Source organism: Simiduia aestuariiviva (assembly GCF_014192475.1).
Classification (GTDB): Bacteria; Pseudomonadota; Gammaproteobacteria; order Pseudomonadales; family Cellvibrionaceae; genus Simiduia; species Simiduia aestuariiviva.
On record NZ_JACHXZ010000002.1, the window covers coordinates 454,611 to 473,554 of the forward strand.

At 50.5% G+C, this 18,944-nt stretch carries 19 protein-coding genes; 4 read left to right on the forward strand and 15 right to left on the reverse strand.

Annotated elements, in window-relative coordinates:
• Positions 1–19 precede the first annotated feature (19 nt).
• From cmk to gyrA, 8 genes are all read right to left on the reverse strand, one after another.
• Positions 20–688: a (d)CMP kinase gene (gene cmk / locus FHS30_RS07660; RefSeq protein WP_183909866.1), complete on the reverse strand. Its 669-nt coding sequence runs from the start codon at positions 686–688 to the stop codon at positions 20–22.
• A gap of 215 nt (positions 689–903) precedes the next feature.
• Positions 904–1,233 (reverse strand): ComEA family DNA-binding protein, encoded by a 330-nt coding sequence (locus FHS30_RS07665; protein ID WP_183909867.1) that lies wholly within the window; start codon positions 1,231–1,233, stop codon positions 904–906.
• A gap of 262 nt (positions 1,234–1,495) precedes the next feature.
• Positions 1,496–2,365, reverse strand: coding sequence for a UTP--glucose-1-phosphate uridylyltransferase GalU (gene galU / locus FHS30_RS07670; RefSeq protein ID WP_183909868.1), 870 nt, complete (start codon positions 2,363–2,365; stop codon positions 1,496–1,498).
• A 51-nt stretch (positions 2,366–2,416) separates the two neighbouring features.
• Positions 2,417–3,769 carry a phosphohexomutase domain-containing protein gene (locus FHS30_RS07675; RefSeq protein ID WP_183909869.1) on the reverse strand — a complete coding sequence of 451 codons (1,353 nt, stop codon included), beginning with the start codon at positions 3,767–3,769 and terminating at the stop codon, positions 2,417–2,419.
• A gap of 28 nt (positions 3,770–3,797) precedes the next feature.
• Positions 3,798–6,026 (reverse strand): bifunctional prephenate dehydrogenase/3-phosphoshikimate 1-carboxyvinyltransferase, encoded by a 2,229-nt coding sequence (locus FHS30_RS07680; RefSeq protein WP_343048941.1) that lies wholly within the window; start codon positions 6,024–6,026, stop codon positions 3,798–3,800.
• Complete coding sequence (locus FHS30_RS17445; RefSeq protein ID WP_183909870.1) at positions 6,016–6,234, reverse strand: adenylyl-sulfate kinase; 219 nt, start codon at positions 6,232–6,234, stop codon at positions 6,016–6,018. The genes FHS30_RS07680 and FHS30_RS17445 overlap by 11 nt, the downstream gene beginning before the upstream one ends.
• Positions 6,235–7,341, reverse strand: coding sequence for a prephenate dehydratase (pheA, locus tag FHS30_RS07690; protein WP_183909871.1), 1,107 nt, complete (start codon positions 7,339–7,341; stop codon positions 6,235–6,237). It abuts the gene before it with no gap.
• A 34-nt stretch (positions 7,342–7,375) separates the two neighbouring features.
• Entirely contained in the window at positions 7,376–9,943 is a 2,568-nt protein-coding gene (gene gyrA, locus FHS30_RS07695) for a DNA gyrase subunit A (protein WP_183909872.1), read from the reverse strand.
• 295 nt (positions 9,944–10,238) lie between these two features.
• Here gyrA and FHS30_RS07700 point away from each other — a divergent pair, with 295 nt between their 5' ends.
• From FHS30_RS07700 to FHS30_RS07715, 4 genes are read left to right on the forward strand one after another with little or no spacing between them, the layout of a single operon-like run.
• Entirely contained in the window at positions 10,239–11,579 is a 1,341-nt protein-coding gene (locus tag FHS30_RS07700) for a TRZ/ATZ family hydrolase (RefSeq protein WP_183909873.1), read from the forward strand.
• A gap of 5 nt (positions 11,580–11,584) precedes the next feature.
• Positions 11,585–12,310, forward strand: a complete 726-nt coding sequence (ubiG, locus tag FHS30_RS07705) for a bifunctional 2-polyprenyl-6-hydroxyphenol methylase/3-demethylubiquinol 3-O-methyltransferase UbiG (protein ID WP_183909874.1) — start codon at positions 11,585–11,587, stop codon at positions 12,308–12,310.
• Positions 12,303–12,971: an HAD family hydrolase gene (locus tag FHS30_RS07710; RefSeq protein ID WP_183909875.1), complete on the forward strand. Its 669-nt coding sequence runs from the start codon at positions 12,303–12,305 to the stop codon at positions 12,969–12,971. Before ubiG ends, FHS30_RS07710 begins: the two co-directional genes overlap by 8 nt.
• A gap of 16 nt (positions 12,972–12,987) precedes the next feature.
• Positions 12,988–13,749: a YciK family oxidoreductase gene (locus FHS30_RS07715; RefSeq protein WP_183909876.1), complete on the forward strand. Its 762-nt coding sequence runs from the start codon at positions 12,988–12,990 to the stop codon at positions 13,747–13,749.
• On the opposite strand, the gene FHS30_RS07720 is transcribed toward FHS30_RS07715, so the two are convergent.
• The 7 genes from FHS30_RS07720 to FHS30_RS07750 all read right to left on the reverse strand — a co-directional run bounded on the left by FHS30_RS07720 (position 13,746) and on the right by FHS30_RS07750 (position 18,943).
• On the reverse strand, positions 13,746–14,246 hold the full coding sequence (locus FHS30_RS07720; protein WP_183909877.1) for a hypothetical protein: 501 nt from the start codon (positions 14,244–14,246) through the stop codon (positions 13,746–13,748). The genes FHS30_RS07715 and FHS30_RS07720 overlap by 4 nt on opposite strands.
• Positions 14,247–14,305: 59 nt before the next feature.
• Entirely contained in the window at positions 14,306–14,752 is a 447-nt protein-coding gene (locus tag FHS30_RS07725; protein ID WP_183909878.1) for a DUF2802 domain-containing protein, read from the reverse strand.
• A 24-nt stretch (positions 14,753–14,776) separates the two neighbouring features.
• The gene (locus tag FHS30_RS07730) at positions 14,777–15,262 is read right to left on the reverse strand and encodes a chemotaxis protein CheW (RefSeq protein ID WP_183909879.1); all 486 of its coding nucleotides are present in this window, start codon (positions 15,260–15,262) and stop codon (positions 14,777–14,779) included.
• A gap of 96 nt (positions 15,263–15,358) precedes the next feature.
• Positions 15,359–16,348, reverse strand: coding sequence for a chemotaxis protein CheW (locus tag FHS30_RS17140; protein ID WP_343048942.1), 990 nt, complete (start codon positions 16,346–16,348; stop codon positions 15,359–15,361).
• The gene (locus FHS30_RS07740; protein ID WP_183909880.1) at positions 16,345–17,139 is read right to left on the reverse strand and encodes an AAA family ATPase; all 795 of its coding nucleotides are present in this window, start codon (positions 17,137–17,139) and stop codon (positions 16,345–16,347) included. Before FHS30_RS07740 ends, FHS30_RS17140 begins: the two co-directional genes overlap by 4 nt.
• 56 nt (positions 17,140–17,195) lie before the next feature.
• On the reverse strand, positions 17,196–18,188 hold the full coding sequence (gene motD, locus FHS30_RS07745; protein ID WP_183909881.1) for a flagellar motor protein MotD: 993 nt from the start codon (positions 18,186–18,188) through the stop codon (positions 17,196–17,198).
• Between the two features lie 11 nt (positions 18,189–18,199).
• Entirely contained in the window at positions 18,200–18,943 is a 744-nt protein-coding gene (locus tag FHS30_RS07750) for a flagellar motor protein (RefSeq protein ID WP_183909882.1), read from the reverse strand.
• Between the last annotated feature and the right edge of the window lies 1 nt (position 18,944).

An 18,944-nucleotide genomic window follows, 5' to 3' on the forward strand; every position in this document is an offset into this window, starting at 1 on the left:
CCAAATTTCGTACTTGGAACTAGCGATTGTCGACTATCGCTAATATCGCATCCTGCACGTCATCAATACCCATTTGCGAGCTGTCTATAATCACAGCATCCTCTGCAGGCTTGAGGGGTGAGACCTGTCGATTCATATCCCGAGAGTCACGCTCTTGGATGTCCTCCAGCAAGCGCGCGAGACTAACAGATTCACCTCTGGCTTTCAACTGGTTAAAACGCCTGTTTGCCCGCTCCTCTGCGCTCGCCGTGAGGAATATCTTAATGGTTGCATTGGGAAACACGACAGTACCCATGTCGCGACCATCGGCCACCAAACCCGGGGGGGCGGCAAAATCCCGCTGACGCTCTAACAGTGCGGCCCGCACCTCTGGGAGCGCCGCTACTTTTGACGCTACGAGACCGACCTCCTCCAATCTGATGGCCTGACTAACATCCTCACCATTCAGAAATGCAGCGACCCCTTCACTCCCAAGCTTAAAACTTACGGGCAGTGTTCGCGCTAACTCAGCCAGTTTAACGACATCATCAGGATCCACTGCCTGACGAATACTACACAAGGCCACCAGTCGATATAAGGCGCCACTATCCAACAGTTGTAGCCCAAGCTTTTGGGCCACTCGCTGACTTATGGTGCCCTTGCCAGAGCCACTCGGGCCATCAATAGTGATAATAAGCGCTTCGGTCACCGATACATCCTCAAAAAGCGAGAATTATATCAGTCCGAATGTGCTAATTGGGAAAAGGAAAAAGAGTTTACAGCGAAAGGTGGGCTAGTTAAGGGTGCTGTAAACTCTGAAACGACTCTACGGGACAGGTGCCTAGGTGCTGCCGACACATCATGTACTGGCACTGGCTCCCTGCACGCACACAAAGCACCTGACCGGTAGAGTCGTTAAAAGGACTACTTGAGTGAAATCAAAGCACGATTTTTCTCAACCGTTGCGGAGCCGATACCTTTAACTTCCGCCAGCTGCTCAACCTTGACGAACTTGCCAACTTTATTTCGGTATTCAATGATCGCTTTAGCTTTTTTCAGCCCAACCCCTTTAAGCCCAGCAGCAAGCTGCTCGGCAGAGGCTGTATTGATATTTACAGACTTGGATTGAACCTGCGATTTTGCGCTAGCAACCTGTTTTGCCGACTCAGCTAATGCGATGGGAGTCATTGCAACTGACGACATGCCGACAAGTATTGCCAAACAAAAAGCAGTAGAAGTGCGTAGATTACGCATGGGAAAACCTCCATGTTAATTAATTGTCATCCATAACTTTTCTTTGAATTGCCAGCCCTGTACCGATCCAGCAAGTACAGATTATGACAGAAATGCGTTTAAATCTTGTCGCAAATAACGTCAAATTGTGTGGGATATTGCTTACTTCAATCGTACCAATTAGCGCTGCGACTTAAGGTGTCAATTATTTTTGCCGATCTTGGTTCCAGCGTACTTGGAATACTGGCACCTAAGGGTACATTAGGGTGATTTTTCGAAAACCTTAAAAATTTAATTTGTTGAGGTGCGCAATCGCTGCCTCGCGCAGATCGCTCCTATTGAGCGCCATATCAATTGTCGCTTGTAGGTAACCTTCTTTACTACCGCAATCGTAGCGACGACCGCTATAGCGATGAGAATACACATTTTCTTCATTCAACAGCGCTGCTATGCCATCCGTCAATTGTATTTCGCCCCCGGCGCCACGCGGCTGAGTGCGAATTTTTTTAAACACATTGGGTGAAAGGATATATCGACCTGCCACCGCCAAGGTTGAAGGAGCTTCCTCGGGATCTGGCTTTTCGATCATGCCGAAAATTTTGGCAGTTTGATCTTTATTACCATGCACATCCAATATGCCATAGCGAAAAGTGTGTGCTTTTGGCACATCTTGCGTAGCCAACACTGAACCGCCGGTTTCCTGATGGACGTCAACCATTTGCTGCAATATTGGCCGCTCGCCAACCATCAAATCATCAGCCAACAAAACTGCAAAGAACTCATTCCCAACAAGCGCTTCTGCACAACAAATCGCATGCCCCAATCCCAGGGCCTGCGGTTGACGCACGTACACACACTGCATGTCGGCGGGCTTTACCGAGCGCACGAGCTCTAGCATTTGCTGCTTATTGGCCTGCTCGAGCTCATGCTCCAATTCAAACGCAGTGTCGAAGTGATCCTCAATTGCACGCTTGTGACGCCCCGTGACAAATATCATTTCCCTAATTCCGGCGGCGTAGGCTTCTTCCACCGCATATTGAATTAAGGGGCGATCCACAATGGGAAGCATCTCCTTCGGAATCGCTTTAGTCGCGGGCAGGAATCGGGTGCCCATACCCGCCACTGGAAATATTGCCTTAGTAATCGGTTTCATTTTTGACTCTGCCATCCGTGCCTCCCAAAAAGAATAGGTACAATATCTTAGTTAAGACCTAACTATCGCTAAAATATCCTTGGTTTTTTGCTCCATTAGTGCTCTATCACCGCGTGCTTCTACATTGAGTCGTACGACGGGTTCTGTATTTGACATGCGAAGATTAAATCGCCAATCATCAAAGCTAACGCTTATACCATCCGTTTTATCGATCGCCGTTGCAGAGGAGCCATAGTGCTCAAGCACGCGCTCAATGGCCAATGTAGCATCCTTAACCTTACTGTTAATTTCGCCCGGCGACGGGAAGCGCGCTATCCGTTCGGATAGCAACGACGACAAAGACTTACCCTTAACAGAGAGCAATTCAGCCACTAACAACCATGGAATCATACCGCTATCACAATAAAAGAAATCCCTAAAATAATGATGCGCACTCATCTCGCCGCCGTACACCGCATCTTCTTCGCGCATCTTTTCTTTGATAAAGGCATGACCTGTTTTGGATTGAATAGCCTGCCCGCCATTTAACTTGGCAATATCTAGCGTATTCCAAGTAAGTCTAGGATCGTGAATTACTTTCTCACCTGGATACTTTAGCAAGAACGCTTCAGCCAACAGGCCTACAATGTAGTAACCCTCGACAAATGCGCCCGTCTCGTCGAATAAGAAGCAGCGGTCGAAATCCCCGTCCCAGGCAATTCCCATGTCGGCACCATGTTCGCGGACAGCATCAATCGTTGCCTGCCTATTGTGCTCCTCCAGTGGATTAGGTATTCCGTTGGGAAAATTTCCATTTGGCTCATGCTGTATTTTGACGATATCAAAGGGCAGGTGTTTTTCAATCGCATCAATAACATGCCCTGCGGCGCCATTCCCGGCATTTACCACTAACTTAAGGGGCTTGAGATTGTCCACGTTTACGTAAGTCAACAAGTGCTCGATATAAGCTTGCAACACATCTACCTGAGTAACACTGCCTTTTTGTTCAGCAATGGGCGGAAATTGATTGCGCTCCGCCAAACCTTTTATCTCAAGCAAACCCGTATCGTTGCTAATCGGCCTTGAATTAGCCCTCACCATCTTCATGCCGTTGTAATCAATTGGATTATGGCTCGCAGTGACAACCACGCCGCCATCCACGCGAAGGTGACTGGTCGCAAAGTAGATTTCTTCTGTGCCACACATACCAATATCGAGCACATTTACACCTGAGTCGGTCAACCCTTTGGCAAACGCATTTTTTAATGCCTCACTGGTCAATCGCACATCGCCACCCACCACGACTTGCGCCGGCTTGAGAAACTCCGCGTAAGCGCGACCAATTCGGTACGCAATATCCTCATTAAGTTCCGCACCGAGTTTGCCGCGGATATCATACGCTTTGAAACAGGTAAGCGAGTCCATGTAATAAATTGCCTCCAAATTAATTAACTTAACTGTGCGCCAACTGCATGCCGACCTGCGTTGCAAGTTCCCCAAAATTTGGAAACGATGTTGCCACATTTGCACAATTCAATATCTTTATCGGCGCTGTCGCTCTGAGCGAGGCAACTGAAAACGCCATTGCAATGCGATGGTCGCCGTGACTTTCCACAACGCCCCCTCCCAGTGTCCCGCCCTCAATAATTGCACCATCAGGTGTTGGTGTCGCGCTTATGCCTAATGCCACTAAACCGTCCACCATCACCTGAATTCTATCGCTTTCCTTAACACGTAACTCCTCTGCGCCGCGCAATACAGTTCGACCCTTTGCACAACTGGCCGCAATAAAAAGCACCGGAAATTCGTCAATTGCCAAAGGCACTTGATCTTCAGGTATTTCAATGCCGTGCAACGGTGCATATTTAACGTGTAGGTTCGCAACGGGCTCGCCCCCCACAACAGCTTCATCCGTTATTTCAATGTGAGCACCCATTTCACGCAGAATATTGATTACTCCAATACGTGTTGGGTTCATACCTACATGAGTTAACGTCAAATCACTGCCCGGCGTAATAGACGCTGCCACCAAAAAAAATGCAGCGGAAGATATATCGGCTGGGACATCAATTTTGGCCGACAAAAGCTGGCCACCCGAAACTAAGGACGCCGTATTGCCCTCACTCTTCACCTGATAGCCAAAGCCGCGCAACATGCGCTCAGTGTGATCCCGAGTTGGCGCAGGCTCTACGATTGTGGTTGAACCATTGGCATACAAACCGGCGAGTAAAAGGCAGGACTTTACCTGCGCAGAAGCCATTGGCAGTTCATAATGCAACCCAGTCAACTTAGCGCCCCCCTGGATTACAACGGGGGGCAAGCCCTTATCGCCACCTGCGGTTATCGACGCTCCCATCAACTGCAAAGGCTTAACAACACGGTTCATGGGCCGCTGCGACAGTGACTCATCACCAATCAATACAGAATCAAAGGATTGCCCCGCAAGAATACCGGCTAACAAACGCATAGAGGTGCCAGAGTTACCCACATATAGCGGTCCTGCTGGCTTTTGTAGGCCATAAAGCCCCACGCCATGTATCTTTACTTTGCCGTTATTTGGGCCCTCAATTACAACCCCCATATCGCGAAACGCTTGCAGTGTTGCCAAAGCGTCTTCACCCTCCAAGAAACCGTCTACCTCGGTCACCCCCGTGGCTAGGGAGCCCAGCATGATCGAGCGATGGGACATGGATTTATCGCCTGGCACGCGAATTTTGCCTTTAACCTGTCCACCAGGTTGTAGTTCGAATGTGACTTCTCTATTTTGCATTTTGGGAACAAACGCCTGTTTATTTATTAATCGAGTAAAATGATCTCTCGCTTCTTTTGCTCGCGTGAACACACCGAGCATATATTCGCTATCATCTGATGCGATAGCTCTACGCAAACGATTCAAGTTTGCAGAAAATAAATCGATCGCCTCCAAAACACTGGCGCGATTCGCGCGCATTATATCGTGCCACATGACCGGATCACTTGAGGCAATCCGTGTGAAATCACGAAATCCACCCGCGGCATATTTGAAAATGTCTTCATTTTCAGAATCATGCGCCAAGGTATCCACTAACGAAAATGCAATCGCATGCGGCAAATGACTGGTCGACGCTAAAATATCGTCATGCAATGCTATGGGCATTTTCATCACTAGCCCCCCTACCGCGCTCCACATACGCTCAACGCGCTCAATGTGTAACGGGTCGGTAAGTGATTCCGGGGTTAGTATTATTCTATGGTCGCGGTAGAGGTCTGGGTTTACAGCCGCCACCCCACTTTTCTCTGAACCTGCAATGGGATGCCCCAGCACTAACTGAGGCGGAAGCTCGCCATAAATACGTCGCGCCGCCTCTGCCACACTACCTTTTACAGAAGCACCATCTGTAATAGTGACTTCCGAACTGAGATGTTCACAACATTGCTGAAGCACCACTTCAACGCTAAGCGTTGGCACCGCCACAAACACAACATCGCCAGAGCCCAACTCGTCCCCAAGCTCTGCAAGGGCTTGCACGCCACGATCAATAACACCAAGCCCCAGCGCGGTTTTAATTGTGGCTGTGCGCCGATCCACCCCAATGACTTCTGTGCAAGCATTTGCCGCCTTTAGAGCTGCCGCCAGACTGGACCCGATTAACCCCACCCCAACAACAACCAGCTTTTTGACAGCCAACCCATCAGGAGTCACACGACAGCCCCACGCGTTCCGAGATAAGGCCCTTTTCGGTCATAACCTTTACTAGGGCATCAACACTCTGAGGAATGCAGAGCGCCGTAGTATCTAAAACCAAATCTGGCGAGTTCGCAGCCTCGTATGGAGCGTCTATACCCCTGAAACGTTTTAGCTTACCCGACCTAGCCTTCCGACAAAGGCCGCTGGTATATTTATCGGACACTTACAACACGCCCTTTGGATAGGAACCCAACACCTTAAGGTCTGACACCTGCGCCGCAACATCGGCCAGCGCACTCTGCACTGCCAGCTGATCAACATGGCCTTTAAAATCAATAAAGAACACATAGGTCCACGCTCCTGTTCGAGAGGGTCTTGTTTCAACGCGCGTTAAGTCTACTTTGTGCCGCTGAAAGGGCTCGAGCAGGCCATGTAAAGCACCCGGCGAATTTTTAACTGCCACGACAATAGAAGTTTTATCTTCGCCACTCGGTGGGACTTGCTCAGTGCCGATGATCAAGAATCGCGTGGAATTGTCCGGCTCATCTTCTATTTTTTCAGATAATACCTGCAACCCATACAATTCAGCAGCCATTTCACCGGCAATTGCAGCTGCATTCCATTCGCCTTTAATTCGCTTTGCCGCTTCTGCGTTGGAGTTTACGGCGATCCGTTCAGCTTTCGGATAGTGGGCGTCTAACCACTTTCGACATTGCGCCAAGGATTGGGAATGGGAATAGATTCGAGTAATAGAGTCGGTATGGGTGACATCAGATACCATTAAATGGTGATGGATTCGCAACTCCACTTCACCACAAATTTTAAGATTTGACCCAATGAAGTTATCTAAGGTGTGGGTAACAACACCCTCAGTGGAGTTTTCTACGGGCACCACGCCATAATTCACAGCGCCTGCCTCCACCTCACGAAACACTTCATCAATAACAGACATTGGTCGCGTCACTGCACTACTACCAAAGTGTTTCAGGGCTGCCTGCTGTGTAAATGTGCCTTCTGGACCGAGAAATGCAACCTTGATCGGCTCCTCAAGCGCCAAACAGGCAGACATTATTTCGCGAAATAACCGAGCCACTTCTTCGTCACCCAGTGGCCCTTCATTGCGCTCCATCGCCCGTCGCAAAACCTGCGCTTCACGCTCTGGCCGATAATATGTAACTAACGTCTCGCCACTGGCCTTCTTAACTTCAGCAACGGATTGAGCACAACGTGCTCGCTCGCTGATCAACTTACCGATTTGCTCGTCAATTGCGTCAATGCGATCGCGAAGCGCCAGCAATTGCCGCTGCATATCTTCCTTCTCGGTAGCCATAAATTACCACTCAATAGTCACCAAAGGCCTGACACTATGACTCTTCAGACGCTTCAGACACTTCTTGCTCTTCATCGGATTCTTCAATGCGCTCAACACCGACCAGCTGCTCGCCATCCTTCACCTTGATTAGACGAACACCCTGTGTATTTCGACTGAGTACGGACACTTCGTTGACACGCGTTCTCACCAATGTCCCTTGATCAGAAATCAGCATAATTTCTTCGCCATCGAACACTTGAACTGCACCGACTAATTGACCATTGCGTTCACTGGTGGACATCGCGATGACACCCTGTGTGCCGCGGCCTTTCGTGGGAAACTCATCCACTTCGGTGCGCTTGCCGTAGCCTTTCTCGCTCACGGTGAGCACAAAACCTTCGGTCTCTGGAACGATCATTCCAACGACGGACTGCCCTTCGTGCAGGCGAATTCCGCGCACACCACGAGAGGTACGGCCCATTGCCCTGACATCCGATTCTTTAAATCGAGCAGCTTTACCACTACTGGCTAAAAGCAAAATATCGCATTCGCCATTTGTAATGGCTGTCTTCACCAGTTGATCGCCCTCGTCTAGCTCGATCGCACGCAAACCGACACTGCGTGGGCGGGAAAACTGGGTGAGCGCAGTTTTCTTAACGGTACCATTGGCGGTTGCCATGAATATAAAGTGGTCATCATCATATTCTTGCACTGGCAGGATAGACGTGATGCGCTCGCCCTCATCTAGCGGCAGCAAATTAACGACGGGGCGCCCGCGAGACTGTCGGCCCGCAAGCGGTATTTGATACACCTTGATCCAATACACCTTACCCGCATTGGTAAACATCAACAGCGTGGTATGCGTATTCGCGATCAATAAGTGCTCAACAAAGTCCTCGTCTTTAACTGCGGTAGCTGACTTACCTTGACCACCCCGCTTTTGCGCCTGATAGTCTGTAAGCGGCTGACTTTTGGCATAACCGCCATGGGAAATTGTCACCACGCGGTCTTCTTCAGTAATCAAATCTTCAATAGTTAAGTCGCGGCGCGATGTAACAATTTCCGAACGTCGCTCATCACCGAAGCCCGCAATTACCTGCTCCAGCTCTTCACGGATAACCGCCATGAGGCGTTCTGACGAGCCCAGAATTTCCAAATAACCTGCAATTAATTCGAGCTTTTCTTGGTACTCCGCCAATAGCTTATCGTGCTCCATGCCGGTCAAGCGATGCAGGCGCAACTCCAAAATTGCTTGCGCTTGCTCGGGCGACAGGTAGTACTTGTCGTCGCGCAGACCAAATTGCTCGGGCAACCCATCTGGCCTGCAGGCATCACTACCTGCGCGCTCTAGAAACTGACCAATATTGGCCGACTCCCATCCGCGCGCAAGCAACGCCTCTTTAGCATCCGCAGGCGTTGGCGACGACTTAATTAGCTCAATGACGGGGTCAATGTTGGCAATAGCAACGGCCAAACCTTCCAAAAGGTGGCCACGCTCACGCGCCTTGCGCAAAAGGTATACCGTGCGGCGAGTTACCACTTCACGGCGATGGCGCACAAAGTGGACCAGCAACTCCTTCAGGTTGAGGATTTTTGGCTGACCATCTACCAGTGCAACAATGTTAATGCCAAATACATTTTCCAGCTGCGTTTGCGCATACAAGTTATTGAGGATTACCTCGCCTACTTCACCACGCTTCAGCTCGATGACCACGCGCAAGCCGTCTTTGTCAGACTCGTCGCGCAGCTCACTGATACCCTCAATCTTCTTTTCTTTAACGAGCTCCGCAATCTTTTCGATTAAGCGCGCCTTGTTAACCTGATATGGAATTTCGTGAATCACAATGCGTTCACGATTTGTCTTCTCATCGGTCTGAACTTCTGCGCGAGCGCGAATGTAGATACGACCACGGCCCGTGCGATAAGCCTCGATGATACCTGCACGGCCATTGATAATCGCAGCAGTGGGAAAGTCTGGCCCCGGAATGTATTCCATGAGCTCGTCAATCGTAATGTCTTCATTATCGATTAACGCCAAGCACCCTTTAACAACCTCTGTTAGGTTGTGCGGTGGAATGTTGGTTGCCATACCAACGGCGATACCTGACGAGCCATTCACGAGCAGGTTCGGAATGCGCGTGGGCAATACCGCGGGAATTAATTCGGTGCCATCGTAATTGGGCACGAAATCAACGGTCTCCTTATCGAGATCCGCCAACAAATCATGGGCAATTTTAGCCATGCGAATTTCGGTATATCGCATCGCTGCCGCTGAATCGCCGTCAATGGAACCAAAGTTACCCTGGCCGTCTACCAGCATGTAGCGCAGACTAAATGGCTGAGCCATCCTAACGATAGTGTCGTAGACAGCCGAATCGCCATGGGGATGGTATTTACCGATCACGTCACCAACCACACGGGCAGATTTTTTATAGGCTTTGTTCCAGTCGTTGTTTAGTTCGCTCATTGCGAACAACACACGGCGGTGTACAGGCTTAAGTCCGTCCCTAACATCGGGCAGTGCACGACCCACAATTACGCTCATGGCGTAATCTAGATACGATTGCTTCAACTCATCTTCGATGTTGACAGGCAAAATTTCTTTGGCTAATTCACCCATGGAATACAGCTTTCCTTTTTGTAGTTTTAACCTGGGGGGTTGCCCCCACAATCAGACCCGATCAAGGCACGCTAGCCCCCCCTTTGAGGGCGACCCAGCTCGCATATAAGCGCCGGATACTACCATATTTTCAAGGACATAGGCACTGCCGCTGTACGGAGTTACATTGAAGGTTATACTGCCGTCCGCAGGTGGGTTAATGAACACAAAACTCCACCAAAAAGAACACTTTTTAACCAGCTCGACGGCTTTTTAAGCACCGCGCAACGCATCACCTTTTGGGGCGAGAAAGACTATGGCAAAAATCGACGTAGACACCTTAATCAGCGCACGCTGGATTGCACCAGTAGACATCGACCGCGACGCCATCCTAGAGGGCTACAGCATTGCCATTAAGGGCGACCGCATCGAAGACATTTGCCCTACCAATGAGGCCTCAGCCAAATTCAATGCCAAAGAGACTCTGGACTTGCCCGAACATGTGATCATTCCAGGACTGATCAACGCGCACGGTCATGCGGCGATGAGCTTATTGCGAGGATTCGCAGATGATCTGCCTCTAAAACCCTGGCTAGAGGAGCATATCTGGCCCGCGGAAGGTAAACACGTCTCCGCGCCCTTCGTGCGCGACGGTACGGAACTGGCTATTGCCGAAATGCTGCTCGGCGGCACCACCTGCTTCTCAGACATGTATTTTTTCCCCGAAGCCGCCATTGAAGCTGTTGAACAAAGCGGCATGCGAGCTCAGATATGCATACCCATTATGGATTTTCCAACCCCCTGGGCCAGCACCCCTGAGGAGTACCTCGCCAAAGGTGAATCCATGCTGCAACAATTGAGCAACCACAACCGCATAGGCTTGGCATTAGGCCCCCATGCACCCTACACCGTTGGCGATGAGACATTCACTCGCCTAGTGGATTTAGCCGACAAGTATCAACGGCCCATTCAAGTCCATTTGCATGAAACGGACGAAGAAGTGGCCAGCAGCCTAGCGTCATTAAAGGTGCGCCCCACTGAGCGTCTAGAATCTCTTGGAGTTCTTACACACACGACCCAGTGCGTGCATATGACCCAAATTGACGAAACCGATATGAATATTCTGAAGCGCACGGGTGCCCATGTAGTTCACTGCCCAGAGAGCAACATGAAGCTTGCCAGTGGCATCTGCCCCACCGCAACCCTACTTGCCGCCGACATTAACACCTGCATTGGTACCGATGGTTGCGCGAGCAATAATGACCTCAACATGCTTGGGGAAATGCGGACCGCAGCGCTCTTGGGTAAGGTCAGCGCCGGCGATCCTGCGGTTTTGGGCGCCCATACACTGCTCAAAATGGCGACACTTAACGGCGCCAAAGCACTGGGAATCGACGACATTGCCGGCTCACTAACAATCGGTAAACGAGCAGATATCGCAGCGATCGCCCTAGATGATTTACAATTTAGCCCCATTTATGACCCCGTCGCCCACTTGCTCTATACCGACTGTGCCCACAAAGTGAGCCACGTGTGGGTTGACGGCAAAATGGTCGTCAGAGAGCGCCAACTGCTTACACTTGATGCAGCCGCAATCCACGCCCGCGCAAAACAGTGGCAGGCAACCATAAATCAAGCTTCACAGATAAATGAGTGACATTCATGGCACCTGAAGGACATACAACCGGCAACGTGGATAGCGCAGAAATTGCTAAATTTGAGGCACTTGCAGCCCGCTGGTGGGATCCCAATACCGAATTTAAACCCCTGCATGACATCAATCCGCTGCGTGCCAATTTTATTGATAGCCGCTCACCTGTGGCCGGCAAAGCGCATATCGATGTTGGCTGTGGTGGTGGCCTTTTGACAGAAGCGCTCGCTCAACGCGGCGCCAATGTCACCGGCATTGATATGGGCGAAGCCCCGCTGACCGTTGCCAAGCTCCATGCACTTGAGTCGGGGCTCGATATCCAATATCAACAAATCACAGCGGAGGCAATGGCAGTAGATCACCCAAACCACTTTGATTTAGTTACTTGCTTGGAAATGTTAGAGCATGTACCAGACCCTAGCTCCGTGGTTCAAGCCTGTGCCAATTTGGCAAAGCCCGGCGGAGACATTTATTTTTCGACGCTAAACCGAAATCCTAAAAGCTATGCTTTTGCCATCCTCGGAGCCGAATACCTATTAAAGCTGCTGCCTAAAGGCACGCACGAATACAGTAAATTTATCAAGCCATCCGAACTGGCCCAATGGATGCGCTCGGCGGGCCTGGAGCTCGTTGCTATGACGGGCATGGTATACAACCCAATTACCAAAACCTATCGACTAAACGATCACGACGTCTCCGTTAACTACCTCGTACACGCGCGCAAACCCCATGACTAAACGAGGCTTTCTGTTTGATCTAGACGGTACACTAGTCGACACCGCTCAGGATTTTATAGCGACAGTCAATTATTTTCGCGCGTCAAAACAGCTCCCCCTCATGACCGCTTCAGATATCGCGCCACTGGTAAATGGCGGCGCAGCAGTCTTGACGGAAGTGAGCTTCAACATCAATCGAGAGCAAGATGACTTCCATCAACTCCAAGCGCAATTTTTAGATGTTTACGAGCAGCAAATCGGGCGACACAGTGAACTTTATGAAGGCCTTGGTCAACTTTTAACGCACTGTGAAAGCACTGACACTCCGTGGGGAATCGTGACAAACAAACACCGACGATTTGCTGCCCTTTTAATAGAGCGCCTTAATCTAAAGCCAGGCTGCTTGATTTGTGGCGACGATGTCAGCCAACCTAAACCCGCACCAGAAGCGCTTTTACATGCAGCAAAAGCACTAGCATGCGAGTCCACCCTACTAGGCTATTGCGGCGATCATGAACGCGACATCGAGGCCGGTCGAAATGCACAGATGTTCACAATTGCCGTAGGCTACGGTTACCTCGCACCCGACACACATCTTGGGGATTGGGGCGCAGACAAAATCGTACACACGCCTCAACAGCTGGCTACCAGCATTAAAGATTTTATCGACAGTACCGTATAGACATATGGAGATTTGAATGAACCCACTGGATTATCAGGCACCCGCAAACCTTCTAGAGCAACGGGTCATCGCGGTGACTGGCGCTGGCGATGGCATCGGAAAAGAGGCGGCATTGACCTTTGCTCGACACGGTGCAACTGTGATTTTAATGGGGAAAACAGTGGCCAAACTGGAAAATGTTTTTGACCAAATCGCAGATGAAAATCTTGCGGAGGCAGCCATATACCCTATTGATTTTTTCGGTGCCACAGAACCTGACTACATAGATATGTGCAATCGCATCGAAGCCGCATTTGGCAAGCTGGATGGCATTCTGTTTAATGCAGCCGAACTGGGCGATCGCACGCCGCTGCAAAACTACGCCATTGATACATGGCAACGCTTAATGCAGGTCAATGTCACAGCACCTTTTTTAATGTGTAAACATCTGCTGCCGCTGCTTCGAAAATCCGACGACGCGAGTCTCGTATTCACCGGCTCTAGTGTTGGCTATAAGGGCCGAGCCTATTGGGGCGCTTATGCTGTGACTAAAGCAGCCGGCGAAAATTTAATGCAGACGTTAGCTGATGAAGAGGATGGTACCAGCACCGTTAGGGCCAACAGCATCAACCCAGGCGCTACCCGCACTAAAATGCGCGCCAAAGCCTTCCCCGCAGAAAACCCAAGCACAGTAAAAACGCCGGGAGAATTAATGCCAGCGTATTTGTATTTAATGGGGAGAGATTCTAAACACCTAAACGGCTCACAAGTTGATGCAAGCAGTAGAAAAATTGACTAAGGCTGTTCGCTACTGTCGTCGCCGACCGTAGCGCCTTCATCATCTAAGGCATTAGTAGCACCATCGGGTAACGGCCCTGCTGTAGCACTCGCATTGTCTAAGGTCGCGCTGGTCGAAGCAGACTGTGAAGTATCACCCTGGACGGATTGTAATGCCACGGCAGTAGAATCGGGTTTGTTTTGAGCTGGTAACGTGGGCGTGCGCCGCCAATAATCAGCGACCACTCCCTGGGAAAACGCAACCACGTGCCACTCTGGTGTCGATTCAACAGCGCGCTGGTCAAATAAGAGAAACACGCGAATACCTTTGCTGGCCCTTCGCTCCACCCGATAAATAAATTGTTCGCCGCCGTCATCGAGAGAAATAATTTGGTCCGGATGCCCGATATAGCGCAACACCCACTGGCGATCAGTATGCCCTACTGAAATTAAATCAAACACCTCCGCATCGAAACTTGAACTGCCATGGCGCAATTCAGAAGTATTATCAATCTCCACGAAACTGCATGATTGCAGCGCAAGAAACCATACAACTAAGAAACCACAACGCATGCTACTCAGCTCACTGGCTCAGTGGCTGTAGTACGCAGCATCGCCAATAGCTGTACTTCTGCTTGCGACATGCCGGTGGCGTTGGCCACTTGCCCCGCCGTCAATCCTTGAGCGAGCATTTCGCCGGCTTGCTGATAATGTGAATCCATGTTCACTATTGAAGCTCGAGGAACAGGCGCAGCAGCCGGCTTCTGCGGCTCTTTTAGTTGATTTCGTTTTTGTCTCTGCATATTTTTTTCAATACTTAGCAATTTTCGGCCCATCCCAATGAGACCATTATTGCCAATGGTCACGGTTTGCTTCAGCTCTTCCATCGCATCCCGCACCGCCACCTCTTGGCGCTTTACCCGCATTAGACTGAGCAGCGCAACGGACACGGCCACCCAGCTAATAATTACGACGCCAGCAAGGATGGCTTCCAGTGAGGTGAATTGCGAAATGATAGATTGCATAACTAAACCTCTGCCGTTACGGCATTAAACATCTTCTAAATCCAGCCATTCCTCATCGGACAACAACTTGTTCAACTCGATAAGGATTAATAGTTCATTGTTTTTGTGGCACACGCCTTGGATGAACTTTGCACTTTCATCATTGCCGACATTGGGAGCAGTCTCAATTTCTGACTGTCTCAAATAGACAACTTCTGCGACGCTGTCGACCAATATCCCAACCACATGGTTATCGGCTTCAATGATGACGATGCGCGTATTGTCGTTTATTTCGCCAGACTCTAAGCCAAATCTATGGCGTGTATCTATCACAGTAACAACGTTGCCGCGGAGATTGATAATGCCCAACACGTAGGATGGCGCACCTGGCACTGGCGCAATCTCTGAGTAGCGCAGCACTTCCTGAACCTGCATTACATTGATGCCATAGGTTTCACCCGCAAGCTTGAACGTCACCCACTGGAGAATCGGGTCATCACTTGACTTTGTTTTTGTAGAGCTTGTGGCCATTCTTAATTCCTCAGGCTAAGCAGCGTCAAAATATTAGCGGCGGCCTATTTAATATAGATTAAAGCAGCTTCTATGCCAGTCAGACTGAGCGTGATTTCAGCCTTTCTTATTTCTATCGGCCGCCATCAGTAGCGCGCCCATATTTCGAACGTCGATCAACGCACACATGTGGGCCTTGATGGTACCCGCCAACCAGGGACGCTGCGTCCTCGATGTACGCCATTTGACATCCGTCGGGTCTAGGGATTTGGGTTGCTGTACGGAATCCACGGCCAAGCCCCACTCCAACCCATCTATTGAAACGACGTATTTAGCGGTTTTCAGGAACTCGGCATCGTAGCGTTCAGGCATGACGAAAAGTGCGGTATTAACGGTTTTAATCTGTCCCATTGGGGTCGGTTGTAACCCCATAAACCAATCGGCTTGGCCGAACAGAGGGGTCAATTCCTCAGTGATCGGCTGAATCTGCCCGAGCGCAATCAAGGGTACTGCCAGCGTTAGGCCATAGACCTTAAATAGCAATACATCGAATCGGTCCTGGGCCCAGTGCGGCCGGCCATTGTCGTGCCAGTCCAGATCGATCGCGGCTTCGTGCTGCTCAACAACCTCAACATTTGGTTCTTGCTCCGCAGCCTGTGGTTCGACGATGGGTTCTGGGATCAGCGCTGGTGTGGGTTCTTTTAACGGGGTGGGTACAGGGGCCGTCAAAAGTTGCGGTTGCGCACTACTTAACAAACGGTTGAGCTTTTCTCGGTCTACCAGCGCGACGTCTTGCTCAGGCGCATTTTGCGGCGCTTTGCCTGACGGCTTTGTAGTACGGGGCACAGAGGTTGGCACAGGCGCGCGTGTCGGAGAGTCTGAATTTACCTTCAAGTCCTGACTCACTGGTACCCTATCTGCAGGCTCTTGGGGCACCTTCGCGGGCTCGATGTTGTGAGCTCGGCCGCCATTTTCTAGAACTCTTGCCTGATCCTTCAGGTCCACCCCAGAATCATCTGCTTGGGGCATTTCAGGGGCAGACACGTCCTCATATAAGAGCGCAGCAAGATAATCACACACGGAATCTTCGGGTGTATTGATAGTCACGACACCTGCTCCAAACTCGCCTGCCCCTGACCCTGGAGCCATTTCAAGCATTGGCGGTAGGCATCAATGCCATGGCTGTCCGGTGAAAACACGTGAGGATACTGGCCCGCCTTGCTTGCATCTCTAAATTTAGTATCCACCGGAATGCGGCCCGGGAAAACGTTATCACCGTAGTGGTTACGCAGGTGACGCAAGCTAGCCACTGAGGCCTGAGTGCGTCGATCAAACATAGTTGGCACAATGGCAAAGTTCAGCGCTCGGTTGCGCGACCTTGCCATCATCGTAAGGGTATGAGTCATTCTCTCTAATCCCTTGAGAGCCAAGAATTCCGTTTGTACTGGAATCACGAGTCTGTCGCAGGCAGCAAGGGCATTTACAAGCAATATCCCAAGCAATGGAGGGCTGTCAATTATTGCGATATCAACTATCGATGACATCAATTTTAGCGCCTTACCGACCACTAAACCCATGCCATCACGACCAATAGCTTGTCGCTCCAATGTGGCAAGCGCAGTAGACGCCGGCAATAGATAGGCACTCTCAATGGGGGTATTGCACAACAACGTGCGAAGCTCGTCAGCAGACAATTCATCTTTCTGCTGAAACAAGGTGTATGCACCTTTTGCCTGATGGTCTGGATCCTGCCCAAAATAACTCGAAAGCGATCCATGGGGGTCTAAATCTACCAGCAATACCCGCTTGCCCTGCTCTGCCAAAAGGCCAGCCAGCGTTACAGCGGTGGTTGTTTTGCCTACTCCACCCTTTTGATTGGCAACACTCCAAATTTCCACTCAGTATCCAGGTAATTGTCAATTTCTTGACTGATGTCTGCGGGGCAATTGCCCCATTAATCCGTGTCGGTTCCGCGGCCTTCTGGGTCACCGGTAAACAGCAACCCGCCACTTTCTAGTTTAATCGCTCTGAGGCCGCTCGGCGTAATGGCCCCAGTGGCCGCCTCCGGCGACCCAACTGTTATAGGTTCACTGGATTCACCACTCTGCGCCGGGCGCCCGTCCGGCTCCGAAACCGGGCTGAAGTTACCCGAATCGGTCAAGGTTGTGATTGCACCCTCAATGCTCTTGGTAGGTCTGGCCAAACTTGTCTTTGCAACCATTAATACGACGCGCCGATTTTGTGCCCGGCCAGCCTCAGTAGAGTTATCGGCAATTGGCTGAAATTCTCCATAGCCCACCGCCGATAGCCGAGTTGGGGCTATTTGTGCTGCTTGCAGCAATTTAACGACCGCACTGGCGCGCGCGGCCGACAGCTCCCAGTTACTCGGAAAGCGGTCTGTCCGAATGGGTTCATCATCAGTGTAGCCTTCAACTTGAATGGGATTACCGGTACTTGAAAGATGCCTGGCAATCTCAGCGAATATTGTCTGCGCATCGCGATTAGGGTTTGCACTGCCCGAGGGAAACAACACATTGCTGCTCAAAGTTATTTCCAGCCAATATTCGTTACTTTTAATATCCACAAGCTGCTTATCGATCAAGTCAGACAACGTTTGACGTAAATTTTCAGCCATGTGCGGCAAATCTGTTTCCCGCTCAAAAGGACCATCTCCGGGCTCCTCACCGGTTTTTTGAGGCTCACTTTCAATAACAGAGGGGTCACTGCTTACACTGGGCTGCCCCACCTGAATGGGATTTAAGGTTTGCGACTGAAATTTAAAGGTGCTGACCAGGGTGTCGGAGAGCACGCGATATTTTGTTTCGGATACCTGCGACACGGAATACATAACCACAAAGAACGCAAACAGCAAAGTGATAAAATCCGCGTAGGAGACTAACCAGCGTTCATGATTAACAGCTAGGTGGGTTGTGCGCCGTCGGGCCATTGCATCGCCCTCTAAGACAACACATAGCCATTGAGTTTCATCTCAATAGCGCGGGGATTTTCCCCCTCAGCAATCGCCACAATGCCTTCCAATAGCAACTCGCGGTAACGGCTTTGTTCCTGCACACACATTGAAAGCTTGTTCGCCACCGGAATGAGCAGCAGATTCGCAAATGCCACGCCGTAAATTGTGGCCACAAAGGCTACGGCAATGCCTGGCCCTAGCTGGGATGGGTCCGCTAGATTTTGCATCACAGAGATCAACCCCATGACAGCGCCCAAAATTCCGATGGTTGGTGCGTAACCGCCCATGCTCTCGTAAAAACGCACTGCGTCAACATCTCTGCCTTCCATTAAAATAAGGTCATTTTCTAACACGCGACGAATATCTTCCGGCTCAGCGCCATCTACTAGCAATTGCAAACCCTTGCGGGAAAACTGATCTCGCTCAGTTTCAGATAAAGATTCAAGCCCTAACAGCCCCTCTTTTCGGGCGGCCATCGCCCACTTAATGACTCGCTGAACGCCATCACCAAAGGGCGTTGGCGGCGGAGATACTACCCACGGCAGTAACTTTAACGAGCGCGCTAAACGGGCCTTTGGCGTTTGCAAAATAGCGGCGCCTAAGGTACCACCAATTACTATCAACGCAGCCGGGCCATTGAGCAGGCTGCTCCATGTACCGCCCTCTAAAAAATTACCGCCTAACAACGCAGCAAAGCCGATGATAACGCCCAAGATCGACAGCATATCCATG